16 protein-coding genes and 1 pseudogene are annotated in these 18,455 nt (G+C 62.3%); 12 read left to right on the top strand and 5 right to left on the bottom strand.

The annotated features are described in order from the left end of the window. The 3 genes and pseudogenes from ACVK00_RS33445 to ACVK00_RS33435 form a co-directional block, all read left to right on the top strand. Nucleotides 1-794 (top strand): annotated as a pseudogene (locus tag ACVK00_RS33445) (hypothetical protein); the annotation flags it as partial. Between the two features lie 283 nt (nt 795-1,077). Next, a complete protein-coding gene (locus tag ACVK00_RS33440; RefSeq protein ID WP_284901509.1) occupies nt 1,078-1,449 on the top strand; it encodes a hypothetical protein in 372 nt (123 codons plus the stop codon). Nucleotides 1,450-1,889: 440 nt separating this feature from the next. Continuing rightward, nucleotides 1,890-3,071 carry a porin gene (locus tag ACVK00_RS33435; RefSeq protein WP_284901511.1) on the top strand — a complete coding sequence of 394 codons (1,182 nt, stop codon included), beginning with the start codon at nt 1,890-1,892 and terminating at the stop codon, nt 3,069-3,071. A gap of 195 nt (nt 3,072-3,266) precedes the next feature. Here ACVK00_RS33435 and ACVK00_RS33430 read toward each other — a convergent pair whose 3' ends face one another. The 4 genes from ACVK00_RS33430 to ACVK00_RS33415 all read right to left on the bottom strand — a co-directional run bounded on the left by ACVK00_RS33430 (nt 3,267) and on the right by ACVK00_RS33415 (nt 8,589). Beyond that, nucleotides 3,267-4,058 (bottom strand): helix-turn-helix transcriptional regulator, encoded by a 792-nt coding sequence (locus tag ACVK00_RS33430; RefSeq protein WP_284901513.1) that lies wholly within the window; start codon nt 4,056-4,058, stop codon nt 3,267-3,269. 271 nt (nt 4,059-4,329) lie between these two features. After that, nucleotides 4,330-6,300 (bottom strand): hydantoinase B/oxoprolinase family protein, encoded by a 1,971-nt coding sequence (locus tag ACVK00_RS33425; RefSeq protein ID WP_284901514.1) that lies wholly within the window; start codon nt 6,298-6,300, stop codon nt 4,330-4,332. A 7-nt stretch (nt 6,301-6,307) separates the two neighbouring features. After that, nucleotides 6,308-8,353: a hydantoinase/oxoprolinase family protein gene (locus tag ACVK00_RS33420; RefSeq protein WP_284901516.1), complete on the bottom strand. Its 2,046-nt coding sequence runs from the start codon at nt 8,351-8,353 to the stop codon at nt 6,308-6,310. A 14-nt stretch (nt 8,354-8,367) separates the two neighbouring features. After that, nucleotides 8,368-8,589, bottom strand: a complete 222-nt coding sequence (locus ACVK00_RS33415; protein ID WP_284901518.1) for a hypothetical protein — start codon at nt 8,587-8,589, stop codon at nt 8,368-8,370. 285 nt (nt 8,590-8,874) lie between these two features. Between ACVK00_RS33415 and ACVK00_RS33410 the strand changes: the two genes are divergently transcribed. The 8 genes from ACVK00_RS33410 to ACVK00_RS33375 all read left to right on the top strand — a co-directional run bounded on the left by ACVK00_RS33410 (nt 8,875) and on the right by ACVK00_RS33375 (nt 15,749). Then, nucleotides 8,875-9,792, top strand: a complete 918-nt coding sequence (locus ACVK00_RS33410) for an alpha/beta hydrolase (RefSeq protein WP_284901520.1) — start codon at nt 8,875-8,877, stop codon at nt 9,790-9,792. Between the two features lie 53 nt (nt 9,793-9,845). Next, nucleotides 9,846-10,781: an alpha/beta hydrolase gene (locus ACVK00_RS33405; RefSeq protein WP_284901521.1), complete on the top strand. Its 936-nt coding sequence runs from the start codon at nt 9,846-9,848 to the stop codon at nt 10,779-10,781. An 87-nt stretch (nt 10,782-10,868) separates the two neighbouring features. After that, nucleotides 10,869-11,642, top strand: coding sequence for an SDR family NAD(P)-dependent oxidoreductase (locus tag ACVK00_RS33400; protein ID WP_284901523.1), 774 nt, complete (start codon nt 10,869-10,871; stop codon nt 11,640-11,642). Nucleotides 11,643-11,750: 108 nt separating this feature from the next. Then, nucleotides 11,751-12,386 (top strand): SDR family oxidoreductase, encoded by a 636-nt coding sequence (locus ACVK00_RS33395; protein ID WP_284901525.1) that lies wholly within the window; start codon nt 11,751-11,753, stop codon nt 12,384-12,386. Between the two features lie 12 nt (nt 12,387-12,398). Then, nucleotides 12,399-13,133, top strand: a complete 735-nt coding sequence (locus tag ACVK00_RS33390; RefSeq protein ID WP_284901527.1) for an SDR family oxidoreductase — start codon at nt 12,399-12,401, stop codon at nt 13,131-13,133. A gap of 87 nt (nt 13,134-13,220) precedes the next feature. Continuing rightward, nucleotides 13,221-13,706: a hypothetical protein gene (locus ACVK00_RS33385; RefSeq protein ID WP_284901529.1), complete on the top strand. Its 486-nt coding sequence runs from the start codon at nt 13,221-13,223 to the stop codon at nt 13,704-13,706. A gap of 100 nt (nt 13,707-13,806) precedes the next feature. Continuing rightward, the gene (locus ACVK00_RS33380) at nt 13,807-15,078 is read left to right on the top strand and encodes a carbohydrate porin (RefSeq protein ID WP_284901530.1); all 1,272 of its coding nucleotides are present in this window, start codon (nt 13,807-13,809) and stop codon (nt 15,076-15,078) included. Between the two features lie 8 nt (nt 15,079-15,086). Further along, nucleotides 15,087-15,749 (top strand): flavodoxin family protein, encoded by a 663-nt coding sequence (locus ACVK00_RS33375; protein WP_284901532.1) that lies wholly within the window; start codon nt 15,087-15,089, stop codon nt 15,747-15,749. 109 nt (nt 15,750-15,858) lie between these two features. On the opposite strand, the gene ACVK00_RS33370 is transcribed toward ACVK00_RS33375, so the two are convergent. Next, nucleotides 15,859-17,013 carry an NADH-dependent flavin oxidoreductase gene (locus ACVK00_RS33370; protein WP_354123331.1) on the bottom strand — a complete coding sequence of 385 codons (1,155 nt, stop codon included), beginning with the start codon at nt 17,011-17,013 and terminating at the stop codon, nt 15,859-15,861. Nucleotides 17,014-17,392: 379 nt separating this feature from the next. Between ACVK00_RS33370 and ACVK00_RS33365 the strand changes: the two genes are divergently transcribed. Next, a complete protein-coding gene (locus ACVK00_RS33365; RefSeq protein WP_284901535.1) occupies nt 17,393-18,307 on the top strand; it encodes an alpha/beta hydrolase in 915 nt (304 codons plus the stop codon). Nucleotides 18,308-18,455 lie beyond the last annotated feature (148 nt).

Genomic DNA, 18,455 nt, shown 5'->3' with positions numbered 1-18,455 from the left:
GCCGGGCATGCCTGGGCGAACTGATCCAGATCGACGGCAGCGACCATCGATGGTTCGAGGAGCGTGCGCCGGCGTGTACGCTGCTGGTGTATGTGTTCGTCGGGTGGCGACACCTGCAGCATCACGACATCGATCCGCAATCGGCCATCGCGGATCAGCCCCGGAAGCTGCGAATAATGCACTGGCAGAATGTCGAGCACCCCGGCACGCGCAAGCGTGCGATTCGATCCGCTTCCGCAGTATGCGAGGAAGTCGAACGCGTCGGCGTGTTCGGGGAGCAGCACGTCTGCGAGACCGATACCGAGAAAGATACGAATCCGCTTCAGACGATCGCGCTGAGCGACCAACGTGCGCATCAGCGTCACGGGTTCGGCGTGCGACTGACCCCACATCACGGTATCGCCGGGACGGATGAACACGGAAAGATCCAGGCAACTGCCGTGCGCACGGCCATCGTTCGCGCAACCCCGAATCACATGTGCCATGTCGATCATGTCCGCCGTGCGGGCAACACCGCCGGGCCGACAGGAAATTCAGGCGCGCGCCTCCCGTGGAACGACTTCATGCCTTCTCGCATCTCGGCCTCCCCGATGATGCGCAACACATCATTCACCTGGCAGTCGAACGCGAGACTCGAATACGTCACGGAGACGGACGCGTCCTGCCTGCTTTCGGACATGATTTTCCCTTTCCATGTTTGGCTCACGGAGCGGCGTGGCGATTATGCCGGCCGCCTGCATCGGCAGGCACATCGTGACAGCATCGAACGCGACCGATGCTATCGCAAGACTTGATTGGCCTCGATGCCCATCGTGTGTGCTGTCGCCGAACGCGTCAATGCACGCGAGGGCATTGTTCCGTACATCGGATCTGTCTCGTTTTGCGTTTTCGCTTGTCTTGCGCAATCCAGCTAGCACAACGCGTTCCGCTTGCTTCACGCGACTTCCGAAGTACGGAATCGTCGGGCAAGCAGTCTTGACGCCATGACAGTCGAGCCGACACTGTGGGTTCCACCCGAGTGCCATCAGTTTTGTCTTGTGGTTGGCAGTGGATTGTCGAATGGAAAGGAGACGCGGAATGAAGGTATTGCTCCCAGTCGAGCGCGTCGTCGACGCGAACATCAAGCTCGGCGCGGCCGATTGCAGGTCTGACACCGTGCAAAAGCGGCGAACCGAAGGCCATGCACCTAACATGAGATTGGCGCGCGCGGCAGCGCGCGACAACGCCAACGCGGAAGATGCCGCTCTTTGGCGATGGTTTGCCGCGTTGCTGGACGAACGACGGATACGTTGGTGCCACAGTGGTCGCGGATGGCTGATCAGCGTGGATCATCGTCACGTCGCGACCGGCACGCAATTCGATCAGGCTATGCGTATTGCAAAGGCCAACGTCGATACCGATGACATCGAACGCGTCGACGCTTCCCGGAAACGTAAGCGGGTCCAGTGAGCCGGAAAGATACTCATCCGGAGCAAAATCCAGCATTTTGTTCAAGCGCTTCAGGCCCACAAAAATGACATTACAGGGCCAACAACGATTGCACCGACACACACGCGCCAGACAGGCTTCCCACCGGAAATTTTGTCAATCTCGTCGGCCTCATGCGGCTTTACCCTTAAGGGTCTCCACGCTGATTGCCGGGCCCGCCGCAGCATCATTTCCAATGCACGGAATCTAGCGACGCGACCGGTTGACCGCTAACGTCCGCCCCGAATCTAATCACTGGACGTTGCGATCCCGGGACGGTCTGGATTCGGCTGCGTCGATCAAGAAGATCGTTTCATATGATCTTAAAACCATCTTGATTGATATGCAGTACTTATAAAAATTCCGTCCGCGACTCGCTGCGTCAAAAAACATGGATTCAGAAGAAACTTTGGAGACGTTCAATGAGAAAGACGATTGCGCTTTGCGCAGCGATGGGATGTGTCAGTGGTGCAGCAAATGCGCAAAGCAGCGTGCTGCTGTACGGCCTTCTCGACGAAGGTGTCAATTACGTCAGCAATGCGCACGGCGACCATCTCTACGCGCTTGCGAGCGGCGTGCTGAACGGCAGCCGCTGGGGATTGCGCGTGCGGGAAGATCTCGGCGACGGCTACGGCGTCATCGCGGTATTGGAAAACGGTTTTGACGTCAATACCGGCAAGCTCGGACAAGGCGGCCTCGAATTCGGCCGGCAAGCCTTTGTCGGCCTTTCCAGCCGCTACGGCACCGTTACCCTCGGGCGGCAATACGACTCCATCGCCGATACTGTCGGCGTGTTCGAAGCGGGCAATCAATGGGGCGGATACATGGCGTCCCACCCGTCCGACAACGACAACTACAACAACACCAACCGCGTCAACAACGCGATCAAGTACACCAGCCCGGTATTTCGCGGGATGATCGTCACCGCGCTCTACTCGCTCGGTGGCGTGCCTGGGCGTACGGGACGCAACCAGATATGGTCGGCCGCGGCCAGCTACACGAACGGCCCGTTCTCCGCAGGCGCCGGCTATCTCAACGTGAGAAATCCGAACACGTCCTTCTATGGCTCAGGCGGAACCGTCGCGGCAACCGTCAACGAAGTTCCCGGCTCGAACTTCGGTGCATCACCCGTGATTTCGGGTTATGCGTCGGCGCACACGTTGCAGATCATCGGCACGGGCGCCGCGTACTCGATCGGCGCGTTGACCTTGGGCGCAACCTATTCGAATACGCAGTTCCGCGGCCTCGGTGACACGTCGACCGGCCCGGTGCCGGCCGGTGGCATCGGAGGCACCGCGAAATTCAACAATGCCGAGTTCAACGTGAAGTACCAGATCTCGCCGGCATTTCTCGTCGGCGCTGCGTATGTCTATACGAAGAACAGCGGCGCTGATGGCCAGAACGGCGCTCACTATAACCAGGCATCGGTTGGCGCCGACTACTTCCTGTCGAAACGGACGGATCTCTACTTCGTCAGCACGTATCAGCGCGCCAGCGGCACCGATTCGACCGGTCGGGTTGCGGTCGCCTCCATCAACCAGTTGACGCCGTCGACGTCCAATCATCAGGTCGCGATTCGCGTGGCAATTCGGCATAAGTTCTGATATGTCGCGTTCGCGTTGATCGACATTTCGACACGCCGCGCCGCCACGAGCCCTCCAGAGCAACATCGTCCGGAGGGTTTGCGGCGGACGCGTCACGCCGGCTGTCGGCGCGATGTGTCGGAGTCGGTTAGCCGGACAAGCATCCGAATCGACGGCCTACCGCGTAATGCGAGCGGCAGACAACCTTGTCGACCCTCAGTGCAATTGGCTGCAGAGATCAAGGTACCAGAGCAGCAGTTCACGATGGCTGCCGATCGCCAGCCGTTCATAAAGCCGCTTTCGATACGTGACGACGGTCTCGGTGCCGATGCCGAGATCGGCGGCGATTCCCGACGTCGATAAACCGTATAGATAGCGCGCGCAGACCTCGGATTCCCGAGCGGTCATGCGTTCGCCGGACAACGCGATCTGCCGTTCGATCTCGACCAGATCGGTCAACAGGTTCGGCAGGCGGCGCGCGCGCATCGCGAGGTCGCAATGCCGGGCGACGATCGACAAAAGCGTTGCCGCACGTTCGGCCAGCGCATCCATATGACGCGTTGCGAACGGGCCATTTTGCTCCGAACGCGTGATGCCGAGCACGAGCGGAGCGCCGTCGATGCGGCTGCACATCAGCACCCTTTCACGGATGTTGAGCTCTCCGTAAAGCGCCTGACGCAAACGCGGCGACGCCGACAGCTTGAAGTCGGTCTTGAACAGCCGACATGCGTCACCGTCGCTCGTGCCAAGTTCGTTGATCTCGTCGTCGAACTGCCACCACTTGCCGCCGAGATAGGTATCGCGTACATGCTCGACGCGATTGGAACCGTCGCATCCGATCGACGCGAACTCGACGGGGATCGAATCGGCCAGTCGAAAAATGAACGCGAGCTCGGCGCCACACAGCTCGCGCAAGGTGGCACCGATCCGCTCGGCAAACGCTGCGCTCCCGATCGCACCGATCAGGTTGTCCAGCGAATGATTCGATTCGATTGCAGTACCGGACAAGCTCGCCTCCGTCTGCCCCGCAGCATTGATCCATCGAGGTTTCGATCCGGCCTGACGACGGGCGCGGACCGGAACTGTAACCGATCAAATGTTAGGTATTCAGACAGAGGCTTCATAGCTGGTACTTTCCTGTAGGACACAGGATTCGAGCCCTGCGCGGACAACCGCAGGCCGGGTTCAAACCCGGCACTGCCGTTGAACAGTCCGATCGCCGGATTGACGGCACCCGGGCCGGGTTGCTTCGGCACGAACGTCGCGGGTACGAACCCTGTCAGCGCGCGGCGCGCAAGCGCCGCGTTCCGGCCTCGTCGATTCGCAGCCCTTCCGGGTCGCGATGCGGATCCCCCACCACGATCACGCCATAGTCGCGCGCCGCGCCTGCGATACTGACGTACTCATCGCGCACGTCGGCCAGTACCCTGGCCGGATCGCGGCCGAACGCATCGCCCCAGCCGCCGCCGCCGTTCGTAATATAGCGCGATATCGCGCCCGGTTCGGTCTGCCAGACCGGCTGGCTCGCGTAGTAGTGGTAGCGCCCATTGTGCGGATCGAGCACCTTGCTCTGCGGATCCAGTACGCCCGCAACCGGCGTGCTGGATGCGTAGACCTCCGGGCCGGTGCCGAGCAGCGTGTTCGGGCGGCCATCGAGGGTAGCCGCGGGCGGAAAGAACCAGACGCCGCCGCATGGCCCCGCGTCGCCGCCGTTCGCACCGACGCCGCTCGGCTCACGCGTGCGAAACGGCGAGCTGTGGTGACTGGCAGCCGTCAGCCACAGCGTGTCCTTCAGGTGTGCGGCGCCGCCACGGTGCGTGCCCGCGCCACCACCGTCGATCGCATGTTCCTTGCGCAGCAGCACGACCGGTGAATCGGCCTCGATCGACTCGGTTGCCGGGTCGAGGTTGTTGAGCGTCAGCAGCACGGTGTAGCTGTCGCCGTCGGCTTCCTTGGTGGCCCCCCACGGGCCGTGCTCGCCGCCGCACTGGCAGACGTTGGCCCACGGCGTGCCGGCGCCAGTCACGCCATACGCGTTGTGTGTGCTGGTCGAGCCGTAGTCGCCCGCCACCGCGTTCTCGCCGAGCACCGGGTTGAGCGCCTTGAGGATCGCCGCGACCAGCGCCCCGCTGCTCTCCCAGAACATCATGATCGCGCCGTCGGGCGGCAGCGAGGTCAGCAGCGTGCCGGCCGGCGCGGCCAGATCGATGTCGCGCCAGGTGCCGGAGGTGAACGGCGCCTCGGGATCGAGCAGCAGCGTCAGCGCGACGCCGAGTGCGGTCTTGGTGTCGAGGATGCCGCAATTGATCGACGAGCGCGCCTGTGCCGAACTGCCCGACAGGTCCGCTTCGATCCGGTATCCGCGCTTGCGCAGGGTGATGCTGACGCGATAGTCGAGGCTGTCATCGACGCCATCGGCATCGATCAGCGCGGTGCCATGGTAATCGCCGTCGGGAATTCGCTCGATGGCGCTGCGCATGCGTTCGGCCGACACGTCACACGCGTAGGTCAGGCTGCCGAGATAGGCGTCGAGGCCGTAGCGGGCGATGTTTTCTCGGACAAGGCGTTCGCCTAGCTCCAGTTGATGGGCGATGCTGTAGAAGTCCGGCAGCAGCAGGCCGCCGAAGCGCGAGTTGTCGAAGATCAGGCTGAACGTCGAGCGCACCGGCTTGCCCTTCGACCACAGCAGCATCGGCGGGATCACCAGGCCGTTCTCGTAGACGTTGCGCTTGGTCGCCGAGAAACCACCCGGCACAACGCCACCGATATCGAGCTGGTGCGCACGCATGTTGACGAACGACACGAGCCGGCCGTCGACAAACACCGGACGGATGAAGCAGACGTCGTTGACATGCGTGCCGACACGGTACGGGTCGTTGCAGATCAGGATATCGCCGGGTTCGAGGTTGTCCGGCCCGTATTCCTGCACCGCGTTGCGCACGGCGTCGCCCATCGTGCCGAGGAATACGATCAGGCTGTTGCTGACAACGGGCATCGGATAGTCCATTTCTGGCGGCCCGCTGATGGTGCACGCAAAGTCGTACCAGTCGCGGATAATCGGCGAGAATGCTTCGCGCATGAAGCCGGTCGACATGTGTTCGACCGCGTAGCGCAGCCGGTTGATCAGTACGGACGCCGTGAAGCGTTCGCACGCGTAACGCTCGAAGAACTGCGCGTCGGACAGCTCGCGGATGCGCACGCAAGCGTCGACAACACGCGGAGCGGCAGCAATATCGGTCATCAGATTCATGATGCGGTCATTCCTCGTTGCGAATCAGCATTTCGCCAAAACGGCCCACCGTCGCGTATTGGCGCGCGCCGATGTGCGTCGTCGACAGCCCTTCGTTGACAACGGCCGGGCCGTGGATCACGTCGCCGCGACGCAGCGCGTCGCGCCGGTAGACGGCCGCATCCTGGCGCCCCTCACCGCTCGCGTCGGACAGATCGCCGAGGTAGCGCAGCGTCACGCGTCCGGTTGGCTGGAGCGGCGCGTCATCGCGCATCGGTAGCTCCGGATAGACGACCTTTGGCGTCTCGAGCACGGCGCGCACGCGGAACGTCACGCCCTGCACCGGAAAGGCCTCGAAACGGTTGCCCGAGCGCAGTTCGTAGCTCTGGTGAAACGCGGCGATCATGGTCTCGATCGCGGCTGTATCGATCGTGCCGTTCGGCGCCGGCACGAAGGGCGTCTCCCAGCTCTGGCCTGCCAGGCGCGCGTCGAAGCTGCGCTCGAATGTGACTTTGGCGTCGGCGTCGATACCTTCACGCAGTTGCGCTTCCATGCTCGCGTAGAGTGCGTCGACCTGAGGCGCAAGATCGGCCGCAAGAACCGCATAGAGACTGCGGCTGGCGGTGAACACCTGGTCGGCCGACAGCAGCCCGAGCGCCGAGAACAGGCCGGGATTCGGCGGCACGATCACTTGCTTGCACTTGAGCGAATCGAGCACGCCCGGCAACAGCATCGGCCCAGCCGCGCCGTATGCCATCAGGCTGTAGTCGCGCGGATCGATGCCGTTCTTGATCGCCACATTGAGCAGCCCTTCGGCGATGTTGTGAATCGCAATCTCGTACGCGTAGCGCACGCGCCGGGCCAGCGGGAAATTCGTATCGAGCGTGTCGAACGCTTGGCGCGACAGCGCGCGGTCGAGCTTGATCGCGCCGTTCGCGAAGCCGAGCTCGTCGATCACGCCGATCATCAGGAAGGTATCGGTGGTGGTTGGCTGCGTGCCGCCGCGGCCGTAGCAGGCCGGCCCGGGTGTCGAGCCGGCGCTGGCCGGTCCAACCTGGATCTCGCCGGCCGGCCCGACCGCAACGATGCTGCCGCCGCCGGCCCCGATCGCCGTCACGTCGATCGCGAGCGAGTTGACGACCATGTCGTGCTCGAGTTCGAACGAGGTGTTGACGAACGGTGCGCCGCCCGTGACCACGCTGATGTCGAGCGAGGTGCCGCCGACATCGGCGCACAGCAGGTTCGGCTCACCGATCATCGCGCCGAAATGAGCGCTGCCGATCGCACCGGCCGAGGGGCCGGAGAACACGATGCGGTACGGCTGCTCCATCGCGCGCCGCACCGGCACGAGCGTCGCCGCGCAGTCTGCGAAGTTGAGCTCGCCGCTGAAGCCGGCCGCCTTCAAGCCATTCTCGAGCCGCTCGGTGTAGTCCGAGTAGATGATCTTCATGAAGGTATCGATCACGGTCGTCGACGCACGCGGATATTCACGTGCGAGCGGCGAAACCTCGCTCGAGATCGAGCACTCGACGTCGCCCAGCACCTCCTGCACGAGTGCCTTGAGGCGCAACTCATGGGCAGGATTCAGATACGAATTGAGCAGACAGATCGATACGCCCGTCACGCCGCAGCGCTTGAGAACCTCCAGTTCCTGGCGCGCCTGCGCTTCGTCGAGCGGGAACAGCACCGAGCCGTCGGCGAGCATCCGCTCGCGGATGCCGCGGCGCAGATAGCGCGGCACCAGCGGGCGCGTCGCGTCGCCGAAGCTGCGACGCCACCGCGGATCGAGGATCGCCGATGCTGGACGCCAGACGCGCCCCATGTCGAGAATGTCGCGATGGCCTTCCGTGGTCAGAAAACCGATCTTGGGCAGCCGGCGCGTGATCACGGCATTCAGGCCGTGCGTGCTGGCATGGTTGAAGGCTTTTGCACCGGCGACGTTCAATTCCCGCGCGCCGGCCAGAATTGGTTTCGTGACGTCGTCATAGTCCGTCGAGATCTTCACGGTCTCGATACGGCCGTCCCGCAGTGAGACTACGTCGGTAAAGGTCCCGCCTACGTCGATAGCGATCATCTCGTGGTTCTCTCTTACAGGGTGTCCGACAACAGGCGCAGCACCGGGCCGAGCCGGGACGCGGGTTTGCGCGCGATGGAATGCAGGCATGCCTGGCACTTGACGACGTCGAACCAGCCGCCTTCCGAATGCACGGGATAGCGCGCGAGCGCCGTCGATTCGCAGGCGGGGCAAGTGCCCTCCACCGCTTCGCGTTCCAGGGTCAGCGCGTGGCTCGTCACGCTCGTTGATGTCATGGTGTCCTCGTCGAGTAAGCAACGGGATCGATGATAGGAAGGCGGCCTGCCGGCAACCATCACCTTCCGGGGGGACAAGCGGCGCGGCCTGATTGTCAAGTCCGGCTTACATGTGTAGTCGCCGGCCGGCGCTTGTCGATCACCGATTCGGTTCCTACCATTTGAACCTGATCAACACGCTGGAGGATGATCTCTCGCGAGTCGTACGGCGTCCCGTTCAGCGCGGACCAAACAGCGCCGGTAGTCGGTGGAAAATCCCCTTCCCCTGCAACCCAGGAGTCCCCCATGCAAAAAGTCAACTTCAAGAACCTCAACGGCCAAGGCATTACCATGGCCGCGGTGATCAACTTTCCCGCCGGCTTTGATCAGAGCAAGAAGTACGCAACCATCGTCGTATCCCACCCGGGCGGCGGTGTGAAGGAGCAGACGGCGGGCCTGTACGCCGGGAAGCTCGCGGAACACGGCTTCGTCACCATCGCGTTCGACCGCTCGTATCAAGGCGAGAGCACGGGCGAGCCGCGTCAGCTGGAAAACCCCTATGTCAGCACCGAGGACGTTAGTGCCGTCATCGACTATCTGACCACGCTGCCTTACGTGGACCAGGACAACGTCGGCGCCATGGGCATCTGCGCCGGTGCAGGCTACAGCGCCAACGCGGCCATCAACGATCGCCGCATCAAGGCACTGGGCATGGTGAGCGCGGTCAATATCGGCCAGATGTTCCGCAACGGCTGGGAAAACACGGTCAAGGATGCCGACGCAATAGGGCTGCTGGAAGCCGGTTCGCAGGCGCGCACCCACGATGCCGGCCATGCCGACCTCGCCACCCTCCCGCTCGCACCGATGAAGAAGGAAGACGCCCCGAATGCCGAGTTGGCAGAGGCGTGGGAGTACTACCACACGCCGCGCTGCGAACACCCCAATGCCCCCGGCTACACCCTGGCACGCAATCTGACCCAAATCATCACCTACGACGCCTACAACAAGGCCGAAGCCTTCCTGACCCAGCCGATCCTGGCCGTGGCCGGCAGCGTGGCCGGTAGCAAGTGGATGAGCGACGACCTGCTGGCCCGCGCTGCCAGCAAGGACAAGCAGATGCACGTTGTCGACGGCGCGAACCACATGTCGCTGTATGACGTGCCGCAGTACGTGGACGAAGCCGTATCCGTGCTCGCACCGTTCTTCCGGCGGACGTTGAAGTAACAACTGCACGAGCGCACGCCTGCGCTCAACTCGCCACCCAACAGGAGCAATTCATGAGCACGAGCAACATCAAGAGCGTTACCTACCCGAACCTGGGCTGGGACGCGGCCGCGGACCTCTATTTCCCGCCGGGTTTCGACGAAGGCAAGAAGTACCCCGCCATCGTCAGCACGCACCCGATCGGCAGCTGCAAGGAGCAGACCGCCGGCAACATCTACGCCAAAGGCCTCGCCGAGGCTGGCTTTGTCGTCCTGGTGCACGACGCGAGCTTCCAGGGCGCGAGCGGCGGTACCCCTCGCTTCATCGAGGATCCGTCGATCCGGGTGTCGGACATTCGCTTCGCAGTCGACTACCTGCAATCGCTGCCCTATGTCGATGCCGGCCGTATTGGTGCGATCGGCGTGTGCGGCGGGGGGGCCTACACCGTGCATGCAGGTATCACCGACCACCGTATCAAGGCGCTGGTGTCGATCACGGGCGTGAACTACGGTCGCCTGATCCGCGAAGGCTTCGCCAATTTCAAGCCGCGCGAATTCATCGAGAACATGGCCGCGATGCGTACCGAAGAAGCCCAAGGCGGTGAACGGCACGTGGCCAACTTGCTGCCCGACTCCGTCGAAGCGGGCAAGAAGGCGGGCATCACCGACATCGATGTGCTCGAAGCCACCGACTACTACAAGACCGCGCGCGGCCAACAGCCCAATGGCGCCACCAGCCAGCTGATGTCGTTCAGCAGCGCCGCGATGGGCTGGGATGCGTTCCTGAACGCCGAAGTGCTGCTGACCCAGCCGTTGCTGGTTGTCATCGGCGACAAGCCGGGTGGATTTGGCGCGTACCGCGACGGCTGGGAGATCTACAGCCGCGCGGCGTCGCAGAACAAGCAGATCGTCGTGGCCGAAGGCTGGTCGCACTATGACCTGTACGACAAGCCGGAACCCGTCGGCATCGCGATGGCGAAGGTCGTGCCGTTCTTCAAGGAAAACCTGTAAGGGGCGGCGGCCGATAGCGCCGCCGGCGCCCGCCCGGCGAGCGCGTAGGGCGCTCGCTGATTTTTTAGTTATACGAAATAACAGGCAATGAAGCCACTTCTCTCCGGAAAAACCGCCGTCATTACCGGCGCGAGCAAGGGAATCGGTCTGGCGACTGCGCAGCTCTTTGTGCAAGAAGGCGCCAACGTGATCCTCACCGCCCGCAAGCAGGCCGAGCTAGACGAGGCCGTCAACGGCCTTGTCGCCGCCGGCGGCAAGGCCATCGGCATACTGGCCGACTCGGCCGATCCGCAGGCACCCAAGGCCGTGTTCGCCAAAGCCATCGACGTTTTCGGCCAAGTCGACATCCTGGTCAACAACGCTGGCTACGGGGACATGGTTTCCATCGAGGAATGCTCGGACGAGCACTTCGACATGGTGGTGCAAGTCAACTACGCGGGCGTGTTCCGCTTCTGTCGCGAAGCCATCCAGCACTACCTGCCGCGCAACGAGGGTGTCATTGTCAATGTGACCTCGATCAATGGTTCGTTGCCGGTCGGCGGCGTTGCGTACACGTCGACCAAAGGTGCGGTGAACACGATGACGACCAATATCGCCGTGCGCTTCTCGGGTACCGGCATTCGCTGCAACGCGGTGGCGCCCGGCAATACCGACACGCCGATGGCCCAGGCCTGGGCGGCGGGCGAACTGGCCGGCGGCTCGAAGATGATGGAGTACGCGAGCAAGTATGCGAACCAGGCATTGCCCTACACCCAACCCGCTGACCAGGCCAATGCGATCCTCTATTTCGCCAGCGACTTGAGCAAGGCCGTTACGGGGCGCGTGCTGGTCGTGGACAACGGCGCCTACATCGGCGCCTGACGAACGCAGCAAGCGCGCGGGCGGGATTGGGGGCGCCGCCAGCAGCATCGGTGCCTGCGCCCGCTCTCGTGCCAAGGCATCACAACCATCGTGAAAGGAGTCGTTACCGTGAAAAATGTCCTCATCCTGGGCGCAAACGGCCAGATTGCCAAATGGGTCATCAAGGCGCTCGCGGCCGACAGGAATGTCAGCCAGACCCTGCTCGTCCGCCACCCCAAAAAACTGGGCGATACGCCGTCAAATGCAAAGGTCGTCGTCGGCAACGTGCTGGACAAGACGCTGCTGCTGCAAACCGTGAAGGGACAGGACATTGTTTATGCGAACCTCACCGGTGCGGACCTCGATGCACAGGCCGCGAGCGTGATCGCCGCCATGCAGGCCGCGAGCGTCAAACGGCTCGTTTTCGTGTTGTCGCTCGGTATCTACGACGAAGTACCGGGCAAGTTCGGCGACTGGAACAACGCGATCATCGGCGAAGACCTGAAGCCGTTCCGTCGCGCAGCCGATGCGATCGAGGCATCGGATCTTCAGTACACCATCCTGCGACCGGCCTGGCTGACGGACGAAGACGAAGTGGACTACGAACTCACGTCTCGCGACGCGCCGTTCAAGGGGACGGTTGTCTCGCGCAGGAGCGTTGGCGACCTGATCCTCAAGGTCATCGCATCTCCGGAGCTACATGTGCGCGAGAACCTGGGCGTGAACAAGCCGAACAGCGATGGCGACAAGCCGTACTTCATGTAAGGAAATTGGCTCATGAAACTGCAGGACCTGACCGGCAAGGTCGCCGTCATCACCGGCGCGTCGAGCGGCATCGGCGAAGCAGCCGCACGGCTACTCGTCGCCGAAGGAATGAAGGTCGTGCTGGCCGCGCGCCGAAAGGCACGCATCGACGCGCTCGCGGACGAACTGGGCGACGCAGCCCTCACCGTCGCAATGGACGTGTCCGACGCCGCGCAGGTCGCCGCATTGTTCGACTCCGTGCACGCGCGCTTCGGCGGGCTGGATCTGCTGTTCAACAACGCGGGCATGGGCATTGCCGGTGCGTTCGCGCCCAGTCACCCCGGCGACTGGCACACGCAGATCGACGCAAACCTGTACGGCGTGCTGCACTGTACGCACGCGGCCATTCCGTTGATGAAGGGCCGTGAAGGCGCGATGATCTCCACTGTCTCCAGCGTCGGCGGCAAGATGAGTGCACCCAACTGGGCCGTGTACTGCGCGACCAAGTTCGCGGTCCGCGGTTTCTGCGAAGGCTTGCGTCAGGAACTGGCTGGCGATGGCATCCGCGTGTCGCTGATTTACCCAGGCGCCGTGCATACCGAATGGGGGCACAACGTACCTACCGAAACGATGCGCGAGCGCCGTGACGCGATCCGCGCCCTGCTACCTGACGACGTGGCCCGCGCGCTGGTGTACAGCTTCGCGCAGCCACCAGATGTGCTGGTAAGCGACATCGAGATCCGTCCCAGCCTGCAACTCACGCTGTAGCGTCGAGCCGTCGTTTTTACCGGGAAATATCAAATATAACGATATTTAATATTGGAATAATGATGTAGTTTTTACTATCGAGGCGATATGAAATTCTGCATCATTCTTGCCGTCCGCGATGAAGAGGGTGCGGCACACCTCCCCACCTCTCAATCTGGAATTTCATCCTCATTTCTTGATATTAAGGCCGATTTAACTGATCGCAGTTTCGATGACTGCATCAGTCAATTCGAGGCGGACCTGGGAATTTGCGAAGGGTTTCTGTTTCGCTATCTTTACGAAAAAGAAATGAAAAATGATATCGCATCGGAATCGAACAAAAAAAACCAGCACCAGGACGGCACCGAACGCTTGATCGGAATCGTGGAACATGACCGCGAAGCAGTGCATCGCCTGATGACCCGATATGCCGGAAAGGCGGTCTGTTGCCGTTGCAATGAGGTACTCGTCGAGACTGCGAGAAGCAATGATTCGATACCGTTGCCCAATGAAAAGCGCGGCGTGGAAACTGCAGCCCATGAACAGCAATGGGAAGACGCCAGTAACAAATTAAAATATTTCTTCCGCGTCTGATAGGTTGCGCTTCTGCAACCAATATATTAACGATGCGCCATAAAAAAGTGACGCCCCTCTAAATTGTATGGAAAGCTGAATTTTCACTGGAGAGTCAGCTATGCTGGAACGAATTTCTTGCAAGAGCGCGTTGATACTCGCGATCATGTCGATTGCACCCTACCCACTTTCTGCTTACGCGCAATCTACGCTGGATAATTCGTCTTCGATCTGGACGCGCCCGCGGCTGCTCGATTATCCGGGTAGTCCGACGGCGTCGCTGAAGGAGCACGGCATCACTGTCGAGGGTTCGCTGACACAGTTCTATCAGGGTGTCGTGGCGGGATCCGGCCAGCATGGCTGGCAATACGGCGGCAAGGCCAATCTGTCGGTAACGTTCGATGGAAACAGGCTCGGCTTGTGGCGGGGCTTCTACGTCAACGTCGATCAGGAGCTCGAATACGGAAGCGACGTGAACACGCGCGGCACCGGCACAGGTCTGCCGCTGAACACGGCGCTCGCGTTTCCGCGTGTCGGCGGCAAGAATCACGACACGTCGGTCGTGCTGACGCAGGTATTCAACGAGAATTTTTCGATAAGCGCGGGAAAGTTTAACCTCGTCGAGGCCGCTGCCGCGACGCCGATCCTCGGCGGGGGCGGTGCAAATACGTTCTGGAACATGGCATTCGCGTGCCCGAACAGCGGCCTGACTCCGCCGTACGTGCTTGGCGCGGTTGCGACACTGAAGACGAAACCCGCGACTTTCGCGCTGATGGTCTACGATCCGCGCGACGCGCAGACCGACGACGTTGTGTCGAATCCGTTTCAGCACGGGGCAACCGCGAGCCTCTGGGCAATTGTCCCCACGCAGTTCGGCGGACTCGAAGGCAGCTACGGCGTCCGCGCGGTCTATAGCACGGCAAGGGGCGCGAACCTCGCGAATGCGTCACAACTGCTGTTCCCGACCGTTGCACAGAATTCGTACAAGAACCGCTACTGGTATTTCAGCGTGTCCGCCCACCAATATTTCTACCAGAGCGCCGATCACTCGCGCGGCTGGGGGGCATTCCTCGACGCGGGCATCTCGGACGGCAACCCGAACGCAGTCAGATGGCATGCGTTTGCCGGATTGGGCGGCACCGGCACTTTCGACAGTCGCCCCTACGATCGCTGGGGCGTCGGATACTTTAAGTACGGCTGGAGCCACGATCTTCTGCAAAGCCTTGCGCAGTATGGTTACTACTATCAACCCGAGGAAGGGCTTGAAGGGTTCTACAACTACGCCTTTACCCCATGGATGCAACTCGGCGCCGATATCCAGTGGATCCGGACTTCGCAGGTTGGCTACAAAAACGCGATCGTCACCGGCTTGCGGCTTCAGACGCTGTTTTGATGGAAAAAATGTCTCTCTTCTATTGGCTTTGTGCCGCGGTCATTCTGATGCTGCTGGGCGCGTTCGGCGTGTTGCTGTCTGTTACCTGGATCGAACGTCGCCAGGCACGCCAACTGGAGAAAAGGCAGCGCCTGCCTCGCGTTATTGCGTCACACCCATCTCGCACGGCCGTGGTGTATTTTTCTCGCTCCGGCAGCACCGCGCTGGCTGCCAGCCGCGTGGCCAAGCGGCTCGACGCCCGGTCTTTCGCTCTGCAGTCGACCGATTATCGACTTGGTTTCTTCGGCCTTGCACGCGCATTGCGCGACGCGAACAGGCTCAAGCGAAAACCGGAGGCGCTGCCAAACATCACGCCCCCCAGCATCGACCTGACGTCATTTCATACGGTATGGCTGGGCTCCCCCGTGTGGCTGTATAGCCCTGCCCCGCCGATCTGGGCCTTCGTCGAGCACAACCGCTTCGATGGCCAGCACGTCGTGCTGTTCAACACGCATAACAGCCATTTCGGCGCTGACCATATCGCCTTGTTCAAGGCCCGGGTGATCGCACGCGGCGCTGCATCGTTCGAACACCGTGCCGTGCTGCGCGGACGCATGACGCGGCAGTTGACGCCCGACGAGATGCTCCGTTCGATCGACGACCAGTGGTTCGGGGCGGACGAATCGACGTAATCCCGGGTTCTTGATCAACTGCGGGCCGAAATTGCCCCTCTCTTCATCGACCGACGGGAAGGCACGACGCGTGCCGCCACCGGAATCGACCGGCGGCGGCGAACTACGCTCAGACTGTCGCCGGTTCGTCGCGATGCACCGGGAACCATCCCTTCATCGCGTCGATGATGCCCCAGAGCTTGTCCGGAATGACAAGGTGCGGCACGTCAGCCGGATTCAGCCGAGTCCTGATCGCGACGGCATCCCCTCGCATCGCATGCTCGACCCACGTGGGGTTCATCACGAGTCCCTTACCCACTGCCACTACCGACAGGCCGAGCGCAAGCGCGGCTTCCGCCTGCGCGGGCGTCCCGATCTGGCCGGCGGCAATCACCGGCACGCGCTGCTGCACGGCCTCCACGACGCGCTCGATCGTGCGACGCCCATCGGTCGAGTCGAGCGGCTTCGCGTTGAGCAGGTCGGACAGCGACACGTGGATGTAGTCGATGCCCGCGACGATCAGCCGGTCGATCAGCGTCAGCGCATCGTCTACGCGCAGCCCGCCCGCATCGGGTTCTTCCGGCGAGATCCGGTAACCGATCAGGAACGGACGATCCGCATGCTGCGCGATCACGCGCCGGATTTCAGCGACCAGTGCGAGTGGAAAGCGCATCCGATTCTCGAGCGAGCCGCCCCATGCATCGGTGCGTTGATTGAACAGCGGCGAGAAGAAATTCTGGATCAGGAAGCCGTGCGCGCCGTGCAACTCGATACCGTCGAAACCCGCTTCGATCGCGCGTCGTGTGGTTTCGCCGAACGCCCGGATCATCTCGCCGATTTCGTCGTGCGTCAGGGCGCGGCTTTCGAGCTCGCCATTGTTGAACGGCCCCGGAGGCGCCTTCATTGCGCTTGCGCTGACGAGCACGCCGTCCGGCACGAGCGCCGGCACGGCCTTGTTCCCCGCATGGAAGATCTGCAGGATCGCCGGCGCCCCGCCGCTTTTCGTGGCCTGCGCCAGCGCGCGCAGGCTCGGCGTGTAGCGATCGTCGTGGGCCGCGAATTCGTCGGTGAAGCCGATACCGTTTTCCGTCACGTGCGTGCATCCGGTCAGCACCGCGCCGACGCCGTTCACGCGGTGACGGTAATACGCGAGTTCCTGGTCGGACACCGTGCCGTCCGGATTGGACGACCACGTGGTCATCGGCGCCATCAGCACGCGGTTGCGCAGCGTGACACCGTTCGGGAAAGTGAACGGCTGAAACAGGGAAGCAAATTGCTGGGTCATGGGAATTCCTCGGGGGCCGTCGCGACGCGTCGCGTTCGCGGGATGGCACGGATATGAAGGGCGCGGCTCAGGGCCGCCATTGCATCGCGGTCGCTTCCGGCGGGCGACGGGACGCCGCCACGGATCGGTTCCTTCGCGAACCCTACGTATCGTATGGCGCGATTTGAATTACTCAAGCGCACAAAACTGACAACAGTTGCATCCAGTCCTTAACAATCGAGGCGTCATGCGGCGCTTCCCGCGCTTTCGCCGCAGCGGCGCACTGTAAAGCCGTACTTAACACTGAAGTTTCATTTAGGCGATATATCCGGATCAATTTCCTGCCTATGATGGCTTCGTACCGCTTCACTTGAGCCACCCACCACCGGAGTTACCGATCATGCAGAAAGTCAGCTTCAAGAACCTGAACGGCCAGGGCATCACGATTGCCGCAGTCATCCACTTCCCGGAAGGTTTCGACCGGAACAACCGGTACCCCGCCGTGGTCGTTGCGCACCCGGGAGGCGGCGTGAAGGAACAGACGGCCGGGCTGTACGCAGAGAAGCTGGCCGAAAACGGCCTCGTCGCCATCGCATTCGATGCGTCGTACCAAGGCGAAAGCACGGGCGAGCCGCGCCAGCTCGAGAACCCGTACATCCGGACGGAAGACGTCAGCGCCGTGGTCGACTACCTGACCACGCTGCCGTATGTCGATGCTGAGCGGATCGGTGCGATGGGCATCTGCGCGGGCGGCGGCTATGCGGCCAACGCGGCCATCAACGACCGGCGCATCAAGGCGCTCGGCACGGTCAGCGCGGTGAACATCGGCTCGATGTTCCGCAATGGCTGGGAAAACACCGTGAAGGATGCCGATGCGATTCCGTACGTCGCGGCCGGTTCGCAGGCCCGCACCAGCGATGCATCCGGCGCGCAACTCGCCACGCTACCGCTCGCGCCGATGCGCAAAGAAGACGCGCCGAACAAGGAACTGGAAGAAGCATGGGAGTACTACCATACGCCGCGTTGCGAGCATCCGAACGCGCCCGGCTTCATGACCGCCCGCAGCCTCAACCAGATCATCACGTACGACGCGTACAACAAGGCCGAGGCCTTCCTCACGCAACCGCTGCAGATCGTGGCCGGCAGCGTCGCGGGCAGCAAGTGGATGAGCGACGACCTGCTCGCTCGAGCGGCCAGCGCCGACAAGCACCTGCACGTGGTCGAGGGCGCTAACCACATGTCGCTTTACGACGTGCCGCAGTATGTGGACGAGACGGTCTCCGTGCTCGCGCCGTTTTTCAAGAGCAAGCTGTAACGCACCGACACGTGCGACGCGTGCAACCGAGCACACGCCGACGATGTGAACAGCGGCCGGATCGCGTCCTCAAGGCGATCCGGCCGAATGCATTGGTGCAGTCGTGCAAGCGCGCGACCACGCGACAGCCGGGGCGCCGTGCAATGGC

This window comes from Burkholderia sp. PvR073, from assembly GCF_054055695.1.
Note: the sequence above shows the minus strand (reverse complement) of the source record. Positions and strands in the feature narration are given on the sequence as shown.